A 16400-nucleotide genomic window follows, 5' to 3' on the forward strand; every position below is an offset into this window, starting at 1 on the left:
TGCCATGGCCCTGGTCACGCGTTGTCCTCAATGCGGCACCGCCTTCAAGGTGGTGCCGGACCAGCTGCGCGTGCGCAACGGGCTGGTGCGTTGCGGCGCCTGCAGCACCGTGTTCGACGGCCGGGCCTGCCTGGTCCAGCCGGCGGTCCCGGCGCCGCAGCCGGCCCCCGTCCCGCGCGCCGCTGGGCCCAGGGCGCCCGAACTGCCGGTTTCCTCCGCCATGCCGCCCGCGCGGACCCAACCTCCCGCCGTGCTGCGCGGGCGCGCGGAGATACGCCCGACTGCGTCGTGGCCCCATTCCCCCGGGGCATACGTCGACGATGACCATGACGACGACGGGCCGCCGCCGGAAGACCTGCCGTACGGCGCGGGTCGCGAGCCCGACATGCCGCGCCCCAGGCCGCGCAGGGCCGAGCTCGATCTCTCCCCCGCATACGGCCTGTCGGCGGGCAGCCGCCCCGGAGGCCGCAGCGAGCCGCGCCTGAGGGCCGTGCGCGTGGGCGGACCCGAGCCCGACGAGAGCGAGGAAGGGGCAGGGGGGCATGACGAGGCGCTGCAGGAACCGCCCATGCCCGTCTATGGCGAGGCGCGTACCCGCCTGGCGGGCGATACCGATGCCGGGCGCACGCCGCCGGCCTTCCTCGACCCCGGGCGCATCGCTTCCCGCCACGCGGCCCGCCGGGCCTGGGCATGGGGATGCTGCGCCGGCGTGCTGCTGCTGGCGCTGCAGCTGGTCTATGTGTACCGCACCCCGGTCGCCGTTGCCGTGCCCGCGTTGCGGCCTGTCCTGACGATGCTGTGCCAGCCGCTGGGCTGCGAGGTGGGGCATGCGCGCCGCATCGAGCGCATTTCCATCGTCTCGTCATCGCTGCGTGCGCCGCCGGGCGCAGCGCAGCAGGACGCCGGGCGCCAGCGGCTGGTGCTCACGGTGGTGCTGCGTAACCGTTATGAGCAGGACCAGCCCTGGCCTGCGCTGGTGCTGGATCTCACCGACCTGTCCGATACCGTGGTGGCACGCAAGGTGCTGCGGCCCGAGGCCTATCTCACGCCGGCGCAACTGGCCGGGCCCATGGCGGCCCAGGCCGAAGTGACGCTGCGCGTGCCCATCGAGGTGGCGGGCCTGCAGGTCAATGGCTATCAACTCGACAAATTCTTTCCTTGAAGGACGACTAGCATGACGGCTCCCGTACTGGTTTGCGGCTCGATGGCATTCGATTCCATCGCGGTGTTCGAAGGGAGGTTCAGGGAACACATCCTGCCGGATCGCATCCATACGCTCAGCGTGTCGTTCCTGGTTCCTGCCATGCGCAAGGAATACGGAGGGTGCGCGGGCAACATCGCCTACAACCTGAAGCTTCTGGGCGGGCATCCCGTGCCGGTGGCCACGGTGGGCGAGGACGCGCAGGACTACCTCGACCGGCTCGCCGGCCTGGGCATCGAGACCGCCCGCGTGCGCGTGATGCCGGGCACCTACACCGCGCAGTGCTTCATCACGACCGACCTCGACGACAACCAGATCGCCGCCTTCCACCCGGGCGCCATGGAACTCTCGGCCCAGAACGACCTCAGCGATGCCCAGGCGGCGTGGGCGATCGTGGCGCCCGATGCCAAGGCTGGCATGTTCGCGCATGCAGAACGCCTGAATGCGCGCGGCATTCCCTTCGTGTTCGACCTGGGGCAGGCCATGCCGCTCTTCGACGGGGCAGACCTCGAGCGCATGCTGGGCCTGGCCCAGGTGCTGACGGTCAACGACTACGAGGCCGGGGTGGTGGAAGAGCGCACCGGCCGCAGCCTGGCAGACATCGCCGCCGGCATGCAGGCCGTGGTGGTGACGCGCGGCGCCCAGGGGGCCACGCTGATGACGGACGGCAAGACGCTCGAGGTGCCGGCCGTACGCCCGGCCGCCGTGGTGGATCCCACCGGCTGCGGCGATGCGCATCGCGCCGGCCTGCTCTATGGATTGACGCAGGGCTGGAACTGGGTCGACTGTTGCCGCCTGGCCAATCTCATGGGCGCCATCAAGGTGGCGTCGCGCGGGCCGCAGAATCATGCGCCCAGCCGCCAGGAGATCGACGGCATGCTGCGCGGCGCCTACGGGATCGGCCTGCCGGCCTGAACCGGGCGGGACGAGATTGCGTAGCGAATTGCAACCATGCCGCGTCCCCGTTTCACCCTGTTTCCGCCGTGCTCCCCAGGGCAGGCGGCGTCGAGTATCATCCGAAAAAACGTCGGGAATCCGACTGAGGAGCCTGTCTTCATGAAACGCACCATCTCCCCTTTCGTTGCCCTGCCGCGCGCCGGCCGCTGGGTCGCCGTCGCGGCCGTCGTCACGTCGATGGCCGTGCTGGGCGGCTGCGCCAACCGCAGCGCCTCCAGCGGGGTCTACAGCTACGATCAGGCGCAGCGCGAACAGATCGTGCGCACCGGCACTGTAACCGGCGTGCGTCCCATCGTCATCGAGAACGATCGCTCCACCGGGGCTGGCGTGGTCGCTGGCGGCGCGCTCGGCGGCGTGGCCGGGAACACCATCGGTGGCGGCACGGGGCGTGCCATCGCCACCGTGGGTGGCGCCATCCTCGGTGCCATCGTCGGCAACACGGTCGAGAACCGCGTCGGCCGCACCTCCGGCTACGAGATCACCGTGCGCCTGGATAACGGCGAGACCCGCGTGGTGGCCCAGGAAGCCGACGTGCCCGTCAGCGTGGGGCAGCGCGTGCAGGTCATCAGCGGCGGCGGCCCCACCCGCGTCACGCCGCTCTGATCGCCGCGCCGCAACGAAAAAGGCCCGCCGGTCTGAACTGGCGGGCCTTTTTGCCGTGCGCGGGGCCATGAGGCCCAGGAGGCCGCGGCCGCGCTACACACCCATCATCGCGTAAGTGAGGCGAGCCAGCACCATCAGCAGCACCTGGGCGACGATGAGCAGCACCAGCGGCGAGAAGTCGATGCCGCTGCGCGGCAGGATGCGGCGGATGGGATCCAGCAAGGGGGCGGTGAGCGTCTGCAGCACGGGCATGATGGGCGACAGCGGGTTCACCCAGGACAGCACCGCCTGGATGAGCGTGAGCCACACCACGAGGTTCAAGGCCCACTTCAGCGTCATGAGCAGCGCCGAGCCCAGGGCAGCGGGAATCAGCCCCGCGGGCACCAGTGCGCCCACGCTGATCAGCCAGGTGAGCAGCAGGTACACCAGCGCGGCCAGCCAGGCCGCGACCAGGCTGGCCCAGTCCAGGGTGCCGGTGGAAGGCAAGATCTTGCGCAGCGGGACCACGAGCCAGTTGGTGCTCTGGTAGACCGCGCGCGCGACCGGATTGAACGGGTGCAGGCGCACGGCGTGCATCCAGGCACGCAGGATCAGTGCCGCCCCGAACAAGGTAAAGGTGATCTCGAGCAGAAAGCGGATGATGTCGCCGAACATGGGCCTGTCTACCAAACGATAACGTGTGCAATTGTCTCATGGCCTGCGTTGCAGGCCTGTGCGCGGCAACACGAGACATTAAAAAACCGCCTGGCCGGAGCCAGGCGGTCGAGGTACTGCTAGAACGCCGAGGCGTCCCGTTCAGGGACGGCCGCCGGTCGGGAAGGGCCACGACGCGGCAGGATTCAGCGCGGTCTTGGCACCCGGGGCAGCAGCCGTGGACGGGGGCGTGGCAGGCTTCTTGGGAGCAGCCTTCTTCGGGGCAGCCTTCTTGGCGGCAGGCGCTTTCTTGGCCGGGGCCTTCTTGGCCGCAGCCTTCTTGGCAGGCGCCTTCTTGGCCGGTGCCTTCTTGGCGACGGCCTTCTTCGCTACCGCCTTCTTGGCAGCGGCTTTCTTGGCCGGTGCCTTCTTGGCAACGGCTTTCTTCGCTACCGCCTTCTTGGCAACGGCCTTTTTGGCGACTGCCTTCTTGGCGGGCGCCTTCTTGGCTGCGACCTTCTTGGTTGCGACCTTCTTGGTGGCCTTCTTGGCGACGGTCTTCTTGGCTGCGGCCTTCTTGGCCGGTGCCTTCTTGGCAGCCGTCTTCTTCACTGCCGGCTTCTTGGCAGCGACCTTCTTCACTGCAGCCTTCTTGGCCGGAGCGGCCTTCTTGGCGGGAGTGGTCTTCTTGGCTGCAGCCTTCTTGGCTGCGGGTTTCTTCACCGCCTTCTTGGCGGCTTTCTTGGCTGTTGCCATGGTCATGCTCCTTAGGTTCAGGGGTCCCAGAACATAAACCCGTGCCACGGAGCGTCGGAGGACGAGCCGTACCCGGGCTATTCATCGGCGCATGCCTCTGTGCCTGTCAGGCTACAGCAGGGCGGCTTGCGCTAATGAATTCAGCACAGCCATTTGATATGGCCCCCGCTCGCGGGCGCGAGCCATTTCAAATGGCATCGGTAGGCGGCCCGTTCCCGGGTCGCCTACCGCTTGGTCTTGCGTTTCCGAACACCTGCTCCGGGGAGCTTGCAGGCAGGCCGCCGCATCGGCGGCTGCCCGGCCCTGCCCTTATTCCCAGCTCAGCGTGCCACCGGTCTGGTATTCGATCACGCGCGTCTCAAAAAAGTTACGTTCCTTTTTCAGGTCGATCATTTCCGCCATCCACGGGAAGGGGTTTTCCTCCTGCGGGAACAGCGGCTCGATACCGATCTGCTGGCAGCGCCGGTTGGCGATGAAGCGCAGATAAGACTTGAACATGGGAGCATTGAGGCCCAGCACGCCGCGCGGCATGGTGTCCTCGGCATAGGCGTACTCGAGTTCGACGGCCTTGCGGAACAGTTCGCGGATCTCCTCGCGGAACTCCGGCGTCCACAGGTGCGGATTCTCGAGCTTGATGGTGTTGATGAGGTCGATGCCGAAATTGCAGTGCATGGATTCATCGCGCAGGATGTACATGTACTGCTCGGCCGCGCCGGTCATCTTGTTCTGCCGGCCCAGTGCCAGGATCTGCGTGAAGCCCACGTAGAAGAACAGGCCTTCCATCAGGCATGCAAACACGATCAGGGACTTCAGCAGGGTCTGGTCGGCCTCCGGGGTGCCGGTCTTGAATTCGGGATCCGCGATGGCCTCGATGAACGGGATCAGGAATTCGTCCTTGGCGCGGATCGACGGGATCTCGTTGTAGGCGTTGAAGATCTCGGATTCGTCGAGGTCCAGGCTCTCGACGATGTACTGGTAGGCGTGCGTGTGGATGGCTTCCTCGAATGCCTGGCGCAGCAGGAACTGCCGGCATTCCGGAGCCGTGATGTGGCGGTACGTGCCCAGCACGATGTTGTTGGCGGCCAGCGAGTCGGCCGTCACGAAGAAACCCAGGTTGCGCTTGACGATGCGGCGCTCGTCCTCGGTGAGCCCGTTGGGGTTCTTCCAGAGGGCGATGTCGCGCGACATGTTGATTTCCTGCGGCATCCAATGGTTGGCGCAGGTGGCGAGATACTTCTCCCAGGCCCACTTGTACTTGAAGGGCACCAGCTGGTTGACGTCGGTCTCGCCGTTGATGATGCGCTTGTCGGCCACGCGGACGCGGCGGGCGGCGCCCTCCGCATCGACGGCCGGCTGCGCCGCTGCCGGCGTGGGCAGGGCGGCATCGTCGAACACACCGGTGGCAGCCCGCGTCGGCTCGGCCGCCGGCGATCGGCTGGAAGCCGCTTGCGCGGCTTGCAGGGCGGTGTTCTCGTCTTCCCATTTCAGCATGATTGAACTCTCCGATGGCGGTTTACTGGCAGGCCTCGCACTCGTCGAAACCGGGGTCGCCCGGCTTCATGGTGCAGACCGCCCCGACGATCTCGGGTTCGGGAAGGGAAGGCGCGACTGCGGTGGTCGCGATGCCGGCATCGCCGCTCTTGACGGCATTGAGCTCGCCGCCGCGGCCGGTGGACTTCTCGGCGCTGGTGGCGCCCAGCGTGCGCAGGTAGTAGGTGGTCTTGAGGCCGCGCTGCCATGCAAGCTTGTACGTGTCGTCGAGCTTCTTGCCCGAGGCGCCGGCCATGTAGATGTTCAGCGATTGGGCCTGATCGATCCACTTCTGGCGGCGCGCAGCGCACTCGACCAGCCAGCGCGGTTCGACTTCGAACGCGGTGGCGTAGAGTTCGCGGAGTTCGGAAGGTACGCGATCGATGCGGGACAGGCTGCCGTCGAAGTACTTGAGGTCGGCGACCATGACTTCGTCCCAGAGACCGAGTTTCTTCAGGTCACGCACGAGGTAATCGTTTACGACCGTGAACTCGCCGGAGAGATTCGATTTGACGTACAAGTTCTGGAATGTGGGTTCGATGCACGCAGATACACCAATGATATTGGAAATCGTCGCCGTTGGGGCGATTGCGATGCAGTTCGAGTTGCGCATGCCGTGCGCTTTGATGCGCGCACGCAACGCATCCCAATCGAGCGTGCTCGACGTGTCGACGTCGACGTTGCCGCCGCGTTCTTCACGCAGCATCGCGATGGTGTCTTGCGGCAGGATGCCGCGCGACCACAGCGAGCCTTCGTACGATTCATAGTGGCCGCGTTCTTCGGAGAGTTCGCTCGAAGCCCAGTACGCGTGATAGCACACGGCTTCCATCGATTCGTCGGCGAACTGCACCGCGGCTTGCGACGAGTAGGGCACGCGCATCATGTGCAGGCAGTCCTGGAAGCCCATGATGCCCATGCCCACCGGACGATGGCGCGCATTGGAGTTGCGGGCCTTGTCGACGGCGTAGTAGTTGATGTCGATCACGTTGTCGAGCATGCGCATCGCCACGCGGATGGTGCGCTTGAGCTTGTCGTGATCGAGCTCGTAGCTGCCGTCGGCGTTGCGCTTCATGTGCGCCGGCAGGTTCACGGAGCCGAGGTTGCACACGGCGATCTCGGATTCGTTGGTGTTCAGCGTGATCTCGGTGCAGAGGTTGGAGCTGTGCACCACGCCCACGTGCTGCTGCGGCGAGCGGATGTTGCACGGGTCCTTGAAGGTGATCCACGGGTGGCCGGTCTCGAACAGCATCGAGAGCATCTTGCGCCACAGCGACACGGCCGGCATCTTCTTGTAGAGCTTGAGCTCGCCGCGGGCCACCTTGGCCTCGTAGCCGACGTAGGCCTCCTCGAAGGCCTTGCCGTACTTGTCGTGCAGGTCGGGGCAGTCGGACGGCGAGAACAGGGTCCATTCGCCGTTTTCCATCACCCGCTTCATGAACAGGTCCGGGATCCAGTTGGCCGTGTTCATGTCGTGCGTGCGGCGGCGCTCGTCGCCGGTGTTCTTGCGCAGTTCGAGGAACTCCTCGATGTCCAGGTGCCAGGTTTCCAGGTACGTGCACACCGCGCCCTTGCGCTTGCCGCCCTGGTTCACCGCCACGGCGGTGTCGTTGACGACCTTCAGGAACGGCACCACGCCCTGGCTTTCGCCGTTGGTGCCCTTGATGTGGCTGCGCAGCGCGCGCACCGGGGTCCAGTCGTTGCCCAGGCCGCCGGCGTACTTGGCCAGCAGCGCGTTCTCCTTGATGGCGTCGTAGATGCCTTCCAGGTCGTCGGAGACCGTGGTGAGGTAGCACGACGACAGCTGCGAATGCAGCGTGCCCGAATTGAACAGCGTGGGCGTCGAGCTCATGAAGTCGAACGACGACAGGATCTCGTAGAACTGGATGGCGCGCGCCTCGCGGTCGTCTTCGCGCAGCGCCAGGCCCATGGCCACGCGCATGAAGAACACCTGCGGCAGCTCGATGCGGGTGCCCCGGATGTGCAGGAAGTAGCGGTCGTAGAGCGTCTGCAGGCCCAGGTAGCCGAATTGCAGGTCGCGATTCGCGTCGAGCGCCTTGGCCACGCGCGCCAGGTCGAACTTGGCCAGCTCGGGATCGAGCAGGCCGCCCTCGATGCCGCGGGCGATGAAGGTGGGGAAGTACTCGGCGTAGCGCCGGGCCATGTCGGCCTGCGCGACTTCCTCGCCCAGGACTTCCTTGCGGATCGTGTGCAGCAGCAGGCGCGCCGTGACCTGGCTGTAGGCCGGGTCTTTCTCGACCAGGGCGCGGGCCGAAAGGATGGCAGACTTGTAGACCTCTTCGACGGGCACGCCGTCGTAGAGGTTCTTCACGGTTTCCTTCAGGATCGCTTCGGTATCGATGTAGTCGGTGAGGCCCACGCCGGCGGCTTCGATGGTGGCCCGCAACGTCGCCAGGTCGAGCGGGCGGCGCGCGCCGTTTTCCGTGACGTGCAGCAGGGGCTCCTGCGGCTCGGCCGCGGGGGCCTTGTCGTGCGATTGTGCGGCGGCGGCGCGCTCCTGCGCGCGCTTCTCGCGGTACAGCACGTAGGCGCGGGCCACATCGTGCTCGCCGGAGCGCATCAGGGCCAGTTCGACCTGGTCCTGGACGTCTTCTATATGGAAGGTGCCGCCGGCAGGGCGGTTGCGCACCAGGGCATTGACCACCTGGGCGGTGAGCTGTTCGACCAGTTCACGCACGCGGGCCGAGGCGGCGCCCTGGCCGCCATTGACCGCCAGGAAGGCCTTGGTCATGGCGATGGCGATCTTGCCGGGCTCGAAGCCCACGACGGAGCCGTTGCGGCGGATCAGGTTGTAGCTCGCCCATTGGCTGGCCGACGGATCGGCCTGGGATTCGGACGGTGAGGGCGGCACGGCCGAGGGCCGGGTCACAGAGGCGATCGTAGTCTGCATGGAAGCTCCTGTGCGAAAACGGTGAGGGAAGGCACGGCCGGCGCCGTGCAAAAAATGGGTGCGGATCGAGATGGCGAAATCTGGGACGGAACGCCGGGGCGCGTAGCGGCAAGCCTGGGCTTGCGCGCGACCACTATATGTAGTGTATCACCCCGTTTGTGACACTAATTCTAGTGAGGCCTGGCGCAGGCGGCAATACGCGGCGGAAAATAACTCGCGAATTAGTTGTAACGCCAAGCGATGGGCGCGCCCAGTAGGCGCGCCCGTAGTAGTGCTCACTTAGATCGCCCATTCATGCGGTCTTGCGCAGGGCCGTCTCCGGAGAGGGTTGCTGCATATAGGCTTCCAGCCGGCGGCGAAGCTCATTCCGATACTGCTCGACACTGGCGGCCTTGATGTGGCCGTAGCCCCGGACGGCATCGGGAAGGGCGGCGATTGTAGCCGCTTCGCCCAGCTTGTCCACCGTGAGGCCTGCCAGCAGGGTTTCGACGGCGTCCCGGTACTCCTGGATGAGCGCGCGCTCCATACGCCGCTCGGCCGTGTACCCGAACGGATCGAGCCAGGTGCCGCGCAGGAACTTGAGGCGGTGCAGCAGGCGCAGGGCGGTTTCGGTGCGCGGTCCGAGCGCCAGCTTGCGCGGCCTGCCGGTGTGCGGGTCCCGGGGGGCGAACAGCGGCGGGGCCATATGGAAGCGCAGCGTGTAGTCGCCTTCGAACTGCTGCGCGAGCTGGGCACGGAAGCTGCCGTCGGCATAGAGCCGCGCCACCTCGTATTCGTCCTTGTAGGCCATCAGCTTGAAGAGGCTGCGGGCCACGGCCATGGCCAGGCGCGGCTTGCGCGCCTGCGGGTCCACGGCGCGCTCGCGCTCGGCCACGTGCTCGACGAACTCGCGGTAGCGGCGGGCATAGGCGGCGTCCTGGTAGGCGGCCAGGTCGCGCTCGCGGCGCGCCACGGCCTGTTCGAAGGTCTCGGGCCGGTGCAGCTCCACCACCTGGGCCGCGGGCCGCAGCACGCCCTGCAGGGCCTGCGGCTCGTGCGCAGCAAGGCGGCCGGCGTCGAACGCGGCGCGATTGGCCTGCACCGCCACGCCGTTGAGTTCGATGGCGCGCTCCAGCGCGGCCAGCCCCAGCGGCACATCGCCGCGCTGCCAGGCATGGCCCAGCATGAACATGTTGGAGAGGATGCTGTCGCCGAACAGGGCCAGCGCGGCGCCGTGCGCATCCACGGCGGCAACCTGGGCATCGCCGGCCGCATGGCGGATCTTGGCGAGCAGGGCCTCGGCGTGCAGCGGCACGTCGGGGTTGCGGGTGAAGTCGGATACCGGCGCCACGTAGGTGTTGGCCGTGACCCGGGTATGGCCGCGGCGCAGCGCACCGAGCGCGTCGGGCGCCGTGGAGGCCACCGGATCGCACAGGATGGCGGCGTCGGCCTGCTGCCAGTCCAGGCGCACGGGTCCGGCAGGGGCGCCCGACGGCGCAAGGCAGATGTGGCTGACCACCGTGCCGCCCTTCTGCGCCAGTCCGGTGAGGTCCAGCACCGATGCCGACAGGCCTTCCAGGTGGGCCGCCATGGACACGATGGCGCCTATGGTGATGACGCCCGTGCCGCCCACGCCCGCCACCAGCAGGCGATACGCCCGGCCGACCTCCGGCACGTGCGGACGCGGCAGTGCCGCGATGCGCCGGGCGAGTTCGTCGCGCTGCGGCCCGGGCGCGCTGCTCTTGCGCGGCTTGCCGCCGATCACCGACACGAAGCTGGGGCAGAAGCCCTCGGCACAGGAGTAGTCCTTGTTGCAGTTCGACTGGTCGATGGCGCGCTTGCGGCCATAGGGCGTTTCCAGCGGCACGACCGACAGGCAGTTCGACTGCGTGCCGCAGTCGCCGCAACCCTCGCACACGGCGCTGTTGATCAGCAGGCGGCGCGGCGGGTCGGAATACTGGTTCTTCTTGCGGCGGCGGCGCTTCGCGGCGGCGCAGGTCTGGTCGTGGATCAGCACCGTGACGCCAGGCGTGGCGCGCAGCTCGCGCTGCAGCGCGTCCAGTTCGCGGCGGTGATGGACCTGCACGCCGGCGCCGAGATCCACGCCACGGTATTTTTCCGGCTCATCGGTGGTGACCACGATGCGGGCCACGTTCTCGCCGCGCAGCTGCTGGCAGATCTGCGGCACCGAGATCGGGCCGTCGACCGGCTGCCCGCCCGTCATGGCCACGGCGTCGTTGAAGAGGATCTTGTAGGTGATGTTGGCGCGGGCGGCGATCGCCTGGCGGATGGCCAGATAGCCGGAATGGTAGTACGTGCCTTCGCCCATGTTCTGGAATACGTGCGGCATCTCCACGTAGGGCGCCAGGCCGATCCAGTCCACGCCCTCTCCGCCCATCTGGGTGAGCCCGCCGGTATTGCGGTCCATCCAGGCCGCCATGTAATGGCAGCCCACGCCCGCCAGCGCCTGGCTGCCTTCGGGCACCCGCGTCGACGTGTTGTGGGGACAGCCGGAGCAGAAATAGGGGCGCCTGCGCATGCCGTCGGCTTCGTTGGACAGCGGCGCCGCGCATGCGAAGGCCGTCGGGTCGGCGCTGCCGCGGATGCCCGCCGTGCGCTGCAGCCACCCGGCAAGCGGCCCGGCCAGCAGGGACGGCCGCAGCTGGCCGGCGGCGGGAATCAGCGGTGCGCCGTCCGGTCCAAGCTTGCCGCACACCGTGGGCCGGTCGGGCTGGTTGTAGAGCAGGTCCTTGACCTGGCTCTCGACCACACCGCCTTTTTCCTCGATCACCAGCACATGGGCCAGGCCGCGGGCGAATTCGAGCAGCCGCTCGCGGTCCAGCGGCCAGGTCAGGCCCGGTTTGTAGATCCGCACCGGCGCTTGCGGCCCGCTGGTCTGCACGCCGAGCCGGCGCAGGGCCTCCATGGCGTCCAGGTGGGCCTTGCCCACGGTGATCACGCCCACCACCGCCTGCGGCGCGGGGCACACCAGCCGGTCGATGCTGTGGCGGCGGGCGAAGGCCCGCACCGCCTGCATGCGCCGCAGCATGCGGGCCTCGATCGCCGGCGACAGGAATTCACGGGCGGAATATTCCAGGTCGCCGGGCGGCAACGCCGGATCCGGCGGCATGTCGTAGGACACGGGCGGCGCGAGTTCGAACGACAGGCCGCTTTCCACCGTCTCGGAGATCGCCTTGAACGCCACCCAGGTTCCGGCATGGCGCGACAGGGCCCAGCCCCACAGCGCATACGTCTCGTATTCCGCCACGGAGGCGGGGTGCACCACCGGCATCTGCCAGCCGATCAGGGAAGCTTCGCTGGCGTGCGGAATCGACGACGACACCGCATTGTGATCGTCGCCCACCACGACCAGCACGCCGCCATGGCGCGAGGCGCCGGCGGCGTTGCCGTGGTGCAGGGCATCGCCCGCGCGGTCCAGCCCGGGGCCCTTGCCGTACCACATCGCAAAGACACCATCGACCTTGCGGTCGGGCCGCACGCCGGCCTGCTGCGTGCCCATCACGGCCGTGGCCGCCATGTCTTCGTTGATGGCCGGCAGGAAGCGGACCTGGTTGGCCTCCAGCAGCTTCTGCGCCTTCCACATCGCCTGGTCTACGCCGCCCAGCGGCGAGCCCCGGTAGCCCGATGCGAAGCCAGCCGTGTTAAGGCCGCGCTCGCGGTCCAGGCGGCGCTGCGTGAGCAGCACGCGGACCAGGGCCTGGGTGCCGGTGAGGAACACGCGGCCGCTGGCGCGCGTGAGGTTGTCTCCGAGCTCGTAGCCGAGATCGACGGCGCGATCGGCTGCGGGGGTACCGTCCATGGGTGACTCCGGTTGTTCTCCAAGCCATGATAGGAGCGCTGGTCCGGCAATTCATTGCGTTCTGCCGTCATGTAATCCCTATAATTTGAAATAAACATTTCGTTTGAGGGAGGTGGCGGATGGACAAGACCGATATCGGCATCCTGCGCGAGCTGCAGCGCGACGGGCGCGCTTCGGCGCAACAGTTGTCCGAGAAGGTGGGGCTTTCAGCCGCGCCGGTGTGGCGGCGCGTGAAGGCCCTGGAGGCCGACGGCGTGATCCGCGGCTATACCGCCCAGCTGGATCGCGGCAAGGTGGGCCTGCAGGGCTGCATGTTCGCCCAGATCAGCCTGGAACGGCACTCGGCCAGCACGGTCGAGAACTTCGAGCGTTCGGTGCGCGATGCGCCCGAGATCCTCGAATGCTATGCCGTCACCGGCGATTCGGATTTCCTGCTGAAGATCCTGGTGGAAAGCACCGAGGCCTACGACCAGTTCCTGCACCGCTTCCTGTTCAATCTGCCGGGCATACGCCAGACGCGCACCATCGTGGCGCTGCGCGAGATCAAGCACGAGGTGCGGCTGCCGCTCTGAAAGGCCGGGGAAGCGCGACAGTGTTGCGCAGATGCACACTCGCTGCGTGCGCATTGCCTTGCGCGCTGCGCCTCATTAGAGTGCGGGCTTTGTGGCGGCGCGCCGCGCCGCAATGTTTGCGGGCATAGCCCGGAGTCGTCATGTGCCGTTCCTCGTTGTTCCGGGCCGCCGCCGCCTGCGCCGCGCTGGCCCTTGCCGGATGTTCGTCTCCCCGGCCCGCCTCCACCGCCGCCGCTGCGCAGGGCGAGGCGCCCGCGCCCAAGCCTGCCGCGCCGGCCTGCGTCCCGGCGGGCCAGGGTGATCCCATGGTCGGCACCTGGTATTCCACCTACCGCCAGCCGGGTTTCGCCGGAGACTTCCAGACGCTCACGGTGCTGTCCGCAGACGGCACCATGCGCTACGAGTCGCAGATCAAGATGGGCCGCCGGACCCGTCCGGCCCTGCGCGAGCAAGGCTGCTGGACGGTGGCCGGCGGCATCTACACCATGCAGACCACCATGTCGAACGGCGAGCCGGTGGACGCAGCCGATCCCATCTACCGCAACCGCTACCAGGTGGAGAAGGTGGAGCCGGCGCGCCTGACGCTGCGCGAACTCAAGCCGGGCGGCCAGAAGATCACGGCGCGGCGCATGCAGCCGGGCTACCGCCTGCCCGACTGAGCGGTCGCCACGGGCCGGAGACTGGAGTAAGGTAGCGCACTTTCCAGTCCCGGCTCCTGCGATGTCCACGCCGTCTTCCGAGAACCGCGCCATTCTCTTGCTGGCCCTGGCGGGTTTCGCCAGCGCCAGCGCCTTCCGCATCTGCGATGCCATGCTGCCGCTGCTGGCGTCCGAGTTCGGCACCACTACGGGCCAGGCGGCCCATGCGGTGACGGCCTTTGCCATCGCCTACGGCGTGCTGCAGATGTTCTTCGGGCCGGTGGGCGATCGCTATGGCAAGTATCGCGTGGTGTGCGCCGCCACGTTCCTGTGCGCGCTCGGCAGCGCCGGCGCGGTCCTGGCCGGTTCGCTGGACGCGCTGGTGCTGTGCCGCGCGCTGTCGGGCGCGGCGGGCGCGGGCATCGTGCCCCTGTCCATGGCCTGGATCGGCGATACGGTGCCGTACGAGCGGCGCCAGGCCACGCTGGCCCGGTTTCTCACCGGCACCATCCTGGGCATGTCGGCCGGGCAGCTGGCAGGCGGGCTCTACGCCGACACGCTGGGCTGGCGCTGGGCCTTCGGCACGCTGGTCGTGGGCTATCTGGCGGTGGGCATGCTGCTGCTGCGCGAAGTGCGCCGCCAGGCGGCGGCCGGCATCGGGGCGGGCGTCCCGGGCGGACGGGCGGGCCTGCTGGCGCAGGGGCGCATGGTGCTGGGCGTGCCCTGGGCGCGCATCGTGCTGCTTACCGTGTTCATCGAGGGCCTGCTGGTGTTCGGCACCCTGGCTTTCGCGCCGGCGTACCTGCACGCGCGCTTCGGCCTGTCGCTCACGGCGGCAGGCGGCCTGGTGGCCGTCTATGCCGTAGGCGGCCTGTTGTACACCATGGTGGCGGGCGTGGTCCTGAGGCGGCTGGGCGAGCGCGGGCTGGCCGTTGCCGGCGGGCTGACCCTGGGGCTGGCCTTCCTGTGCTACCTGCTGGGGCCGGCCTGGTCCTGGAGCGTGCTCGCCAGCGTGCTGGCCGGCTTCGGCTACTACCTGCTGCATGCCACGCTGCAGACCCACGCCACGCAGATGGTGCCCGGCGCGCGCGGCACGGCCGTGGCCTGGTTCGCTTCGTGCCTGTTCATGGGGCAGGCGGCGGGCGTGGCGGCGGCCGGCACGGTGGTGGACGCCGTGGGCGCCTCCACGCTGTTCGGGGTGGCGGCCGTGCTGCTGCCTCTGCTGGGCGTGGGCTTCGCGCAGGCCCTCGCGCGCCGCCGCACGACCGCCGCGGCGCATTCCTGAGCGCTACGCCAGCGCGGCAAGGCGTTGCAGCACGGGCTCCTTGCCCAGCAGCGCAAGCACGGCGTCCACGGCAGGTGTCTGGGCACGGCCCGTCACGGCCACCCGCAGCGGGATGGCCAGCTGCGGCATCTTCAGTCCGCGGTCGGCCAGCACCGATTTGATCAGGGCCGCGATGGCGTCCCGGGTCCAGGGAATGTCGCGGGCGCGCGCGGCGAAATCGGCCAGCGCTTCGCGCGCGGTTGCGGTGAGGTGCTGCTCGGCCAGTTCGGCCGGGGCGGCGGCGTAGGGAGCGCAGAAGAGCATGGCGCCTTCGGCCAGCTGCTCCAGCGTTTCAGCGCGGTCTTTCAGCAGGGCCATCACGCCGGGCAGGTCGGCGGCCGCCGGGTCGCCGCCGCGGCGGGCGATGCGGGGCGCCACGCGGCGCGCCAGTTCGGCGTCGTCCATCTGCTTGATGTAGTGCGCGTTGACCCAGTTGAGCTTCTTCGGATCCCATTGCGAGGCCGACTTCGACAGGTGGTCGGTGTCGAACCACTGCACCAGCTGATCGCGCGTGAACAGCTCGTCGTCGCCGTGGCTCCAGCCCAGCCGCGCGAGGTAGTTCACCATGGCCTCGGGCAGGTAGCCTTCGGCGTCGTACTCCATGACGTTGACAGCGCCGTGGCGCTTGGACAGCTTCTGGCCGTCGGGCCCGAGGATCATGGGCACGTGGCCGTATTGCGGCAGCGTGGCGCCGAGCGCCTTGAGGATGTTGATCTGGCGCGGGGTGTTGTTGACGTGGTCGTCGCCGCGCAGCACGTGGGTGATGCCCATGTCCCAGTCGTCGACCACCACGCAGAAGTTGTACGTGGGCGTGCCGTCGGGGCGGGCGATGATGAGGTCGTCGAGTTCGGCGTTGTCGAAGCTGATGGGGCCTTTCACCAGGTCGTTCCAGCTGGTGGCGCCGTCGAGCGGGTTGCGGAAGCGCACCACCGGCTTGCGCCCTGCCGGCGGGGTCGGCAGCGTCTTGCCGGGCTCGGGGCGCCAGGTGCCGTCATAGCGCGGCTTGCGCCCCTGGGCGCGCGCGGCCTCGCGCATGGCCTCGACCTCCTCGGGGGTGCTGTAGCAGTGGTAGGCCGTGCCTTCGTCGAGCATGCGCGCGATGACCTCGCGGTAGCGGTCCATGCGCTGCATCTGATAGAAGGGGCCCTCGTCGGGCTGCATGCCCAACCATTCCATGCTGTCCAGGATGGCCTGCACCGCTTCCTCGGAAGAGCGCTCCAGGTCGGTGTCTTCGATGCGCAGCACGAACACGCCCTGGTGGTGGCGCGCGTAGGCCCAGGAAAACAGGGCCGTGCGTGCGCCGCCCAGGTGCAGGAAGCCGGTGGGCGAGGGGGCGAAGCGGGTGCGGACGATGGGGGATGCGGGCGATGTCATGATGCGGGACCACGCTGCCCGCAGGTTTGCGGCGGGCCGTGGATGTCGGGCCGGGGTCTTGTTACGATGACCGGTATTTTAGGCCCTATCGAAGCAGGCGAACCC

At 68.2% G+C, this 16400-nt stretch carries 12 protein-coding genes; 6 read left to right on the top strand and 6 right to left on the bottom strand.

Annotated elements, in window-relative coordinates; all coding sequences use genetic code 11:
* Nucleotides 1–4: 4 nt before the first annotated feature.
* The 3 genes from ACYBYQ_RS02715 to ACYBYQ_RS02725 all read left to right on the top strand — a co-directional run bounded on the left by ACYBYQ_RS02715 (nt 5) and on the right by ACYBYQ_RS02725 (nt 2761).
* Nucleotides 5–1162, top strand: coding sequence for a DUF3426 domain-containing protein (locus ACYBYQ_RS02715; RefSeq protein ID WP_459616860.1), 1158 nt, complete (start codon nt 5–7; stop codon nt 1160–1162).
* Between the two features lie 12 nt (nt 1163–1174).
* Entirely contained in the window at nt 1175–2116 is a 942-nt protein-coding gene (locus ACYBYQ_RS02720) for a carbohydrate kinase family protein (RefSeq protein ID WP_459616861.1), read from the top strand.
* Between the two features lie 141 nt (nt 2117–2257).
* On the top strand, nt 2258–2761 hold the full coding sequence (locus ACYBYQ_RS02725) for an outer membrane lipoprotein (protein ID WP_459616862.1): 504 nt from the start codon (nt 2258–2260) through the stop codon (nt 2759–2761).
* 93 nt (nt 2762–2854) lie between these two features.
* On the opposite strand, the gene ACYBYQ_RS02730 is transcribed toward ACYBYQ_RS02725, so the two are convergent.
* The 5 genes from ACYBYQ_RS02730 to ACYBYQ_RS02750 all read right to left on the bottom strand — a co-directional run bounded on the left by ACYBYQ_RS02730 (nt 2855) and on the right by ACYBYQ_RS02750 (nt 12387).
* On the bottom strand, nt 2855–3415 hold the full coding sequence (locus ACYBYQ_RS02730; protein WP_459616863.1) for a YggT family protein: 561 nt from the start codon (nt 3413–3415) through the stop codon (nt 2855–2857).
* A 141-nt stretch (nt 3416–3556) separates the two neighbouring features.
* The gene (locus tag ACYBYQ_RS02735) at nt 3557–4150 is read right to left on the bottom strand and encodes a histone H1-like DNA-binding protein (RefSeq protein ID WP_459616864.1); all 594 of its coding nucleotides are present in this window, start codon (nt 4148–4150) and stop codon (nt 3557–3559) included.
* Between the two features lie 309 nt (nt 4151–4459).
* Entirely contained in the window at nt 4460–5641 is a 1182-nt protein-coding gene (locus tag ACYBYQ_RS02740) for a ribonucleotide-diphosphate reductase subunit beta (protein WP_459616865.1), read from the bottom strand.
* 22 nt (nt 5642–5663) lie between these two features.
* Nucleotides 5664–8588: a ribonucleoside-diphosphate reductase subunit alpha gene (locus ACYBYQ_RS02745; protein WP_459616866.1), complete on the bottom strand. Its 2925-nt coding sequence runs from the start codon at nt 8586–8588 to the stop codon at nt 5664–5666.
* A gap of 292 nt (nt 8589–8880) precedes the next feature.
* Complete coding sequence (locus ACYBYQ_RS02750; protein ID WP_459616867.1) at nt 8881–12387, bottom strand: indolepyruvate ferredoxin oxidoreductase family protein; 3507 nt, start codon at nt 12385–12387, stop codon at nt 8881–8883.
* 119 nt (nt 12388–12506) lie between these two features.
* Here ACYBYQ_RS02750 and ACYBYQ_RS02755 point away from each other — a divergent pair, with 119 nt between their 5' ends.
* The 3 genes from ACYBYQ_RS02755 (at nt 12507) to ACYBYQ_RS02765 (ending at nt 14882) form a co-directional block, all read left to right on the top strand.
* Nucleotides 12507–12959, top strand: a complete 453-nt coding sequence (locus tag ACYBYQ_RS02755; protein ID WP_459616868.1) for an Lrp/AsnC family transcriptional regulator — start codon at nt 12507–12509, stop codon at nt 12957–12959.
* A gap of 140 nt (nt 12960–13099) precedes the next feature.
* Nucleotides 13100–13618, top strand: a complete 519-nt coding sequence (locus tag ACYBYQ_RS02760; protein ID WP_459616869.1) for a hypothetical protein — start codon at nt 13100–13102, stop codon at nt 13616–13618.
* Between the two features lie 61 nt (nt 13619–13679).
* Entirely contained in the window at nt 13680–14882 is a 1203-nt protein-coding gene (locus ACYBYQ_RS02765) for an MFS transporter (RefSeq protein WP_459616870.1), read from the top strand.
* Between the two features lie 3 nt (nt 14883–14885).
* Here ACYBYQ_RS02765 and gltX read toward each other — a convergent pair whose 3' ends face one another.
* A complete protein-coding gene (gltX, locus tag ACYBYQ_RS02770; protein ID WP_459616871.1) occupies nt 14886–16295 on the bottom strand; it encodes a glutamate--tRNA ligase in 1410 nt (469 codons plus the stop codon).
* Nucleotides 16296–16400: the final 105 nt, after the last annotated feature.

Source organism: Bordetella sp. 2513F2 (assembly GCF_054642735.1).

Coding starts and splice junctions, on each gene's coding strand:
- ACYBYQ_RS02715 (WP_459616860.1), top strand. CDS start 5: ATGGCCCTGGTCACGCGTTGTCCTCAATGCGGCACCGCCTTCAAGGTG.
- ACYBYQ_RS02720 (WP_459616861.1), top strand. CDS start 1,175: ATGACGGCTCCCGTACTGGTTTGCGGCTCGATGGCATTCGATTCCATC.
- ACYBYQ_RS02725 (WP_459616862.1), top strand. CDS start 2,258: ATGAAACGCACCATCTCCCCTTTCGTTGCCCTGCCGCGCGCCGGCCGC.
- ACYBYQ_RS02730 (WP_459616863.1), bottom strand. CDS start 3,415: ATGTTCGGCGACATCATCCGCTTTCTGCTCGAGATCACCTTTACCTTG.
- ACYBYQ_RS02735 (WP_459616864.1), bottom strand. CDS start 4,150: ATGGCAACAGCCAAGAAAGCCGCCAAGAAGGCGGTGAAGAAACCCGCA.
- ACYBYQ_RS02740 (WP_459616865.1), bottom strand. CDS start 5,641: ATGCTGAAATGGGAAGACGAGAACACCGCCCTGCAAGCCGCGCAAGCG.
- ACYBYQ_RS02745 (WP_459616866.1), bottom strand. CDS start 8,588: ATGCAGACTACGATCGCCTCTGTGACCCGGCCCTCGGCCGTGCCGCCC.
- ACYBYQ_RS02750 (WP_459616867.1), bottom strand. CDS start 12,387: ATGGACGGTACCCCCGCAGCCGATCGCGCCGTCGATCTCGGCTACGAG.
- ACYBYQ_RS02755 (WP_459616868.1), top strand. CDS start 12,507: ATGGACAAGACCGATATCGGCATCCTGCGCGAGCTGCAGCGCGACGGG.
- ACYBYQ_RS02760 (WP_459616869.1), top strand. CDS start 13,100: ATGTGCCGTTCCTCGTTGTTCCGGGCCGCCGCCGCCTGCGCCGCGCTG.
- ACYBYQ_RS02765 (WP_459616870.1), top strand. CDS start 13,680: ATGTCCACGCCGTCTTCCGAGAACCGCGCCATTCTCTTGCTGGCCCTG.
- gltX (WP_459616871.1), bottom strand. CDS start 16,295: ATGACATCGCCCGCATCCCCCATCGTCCGCACCCGCTTCGCCCCCTCG.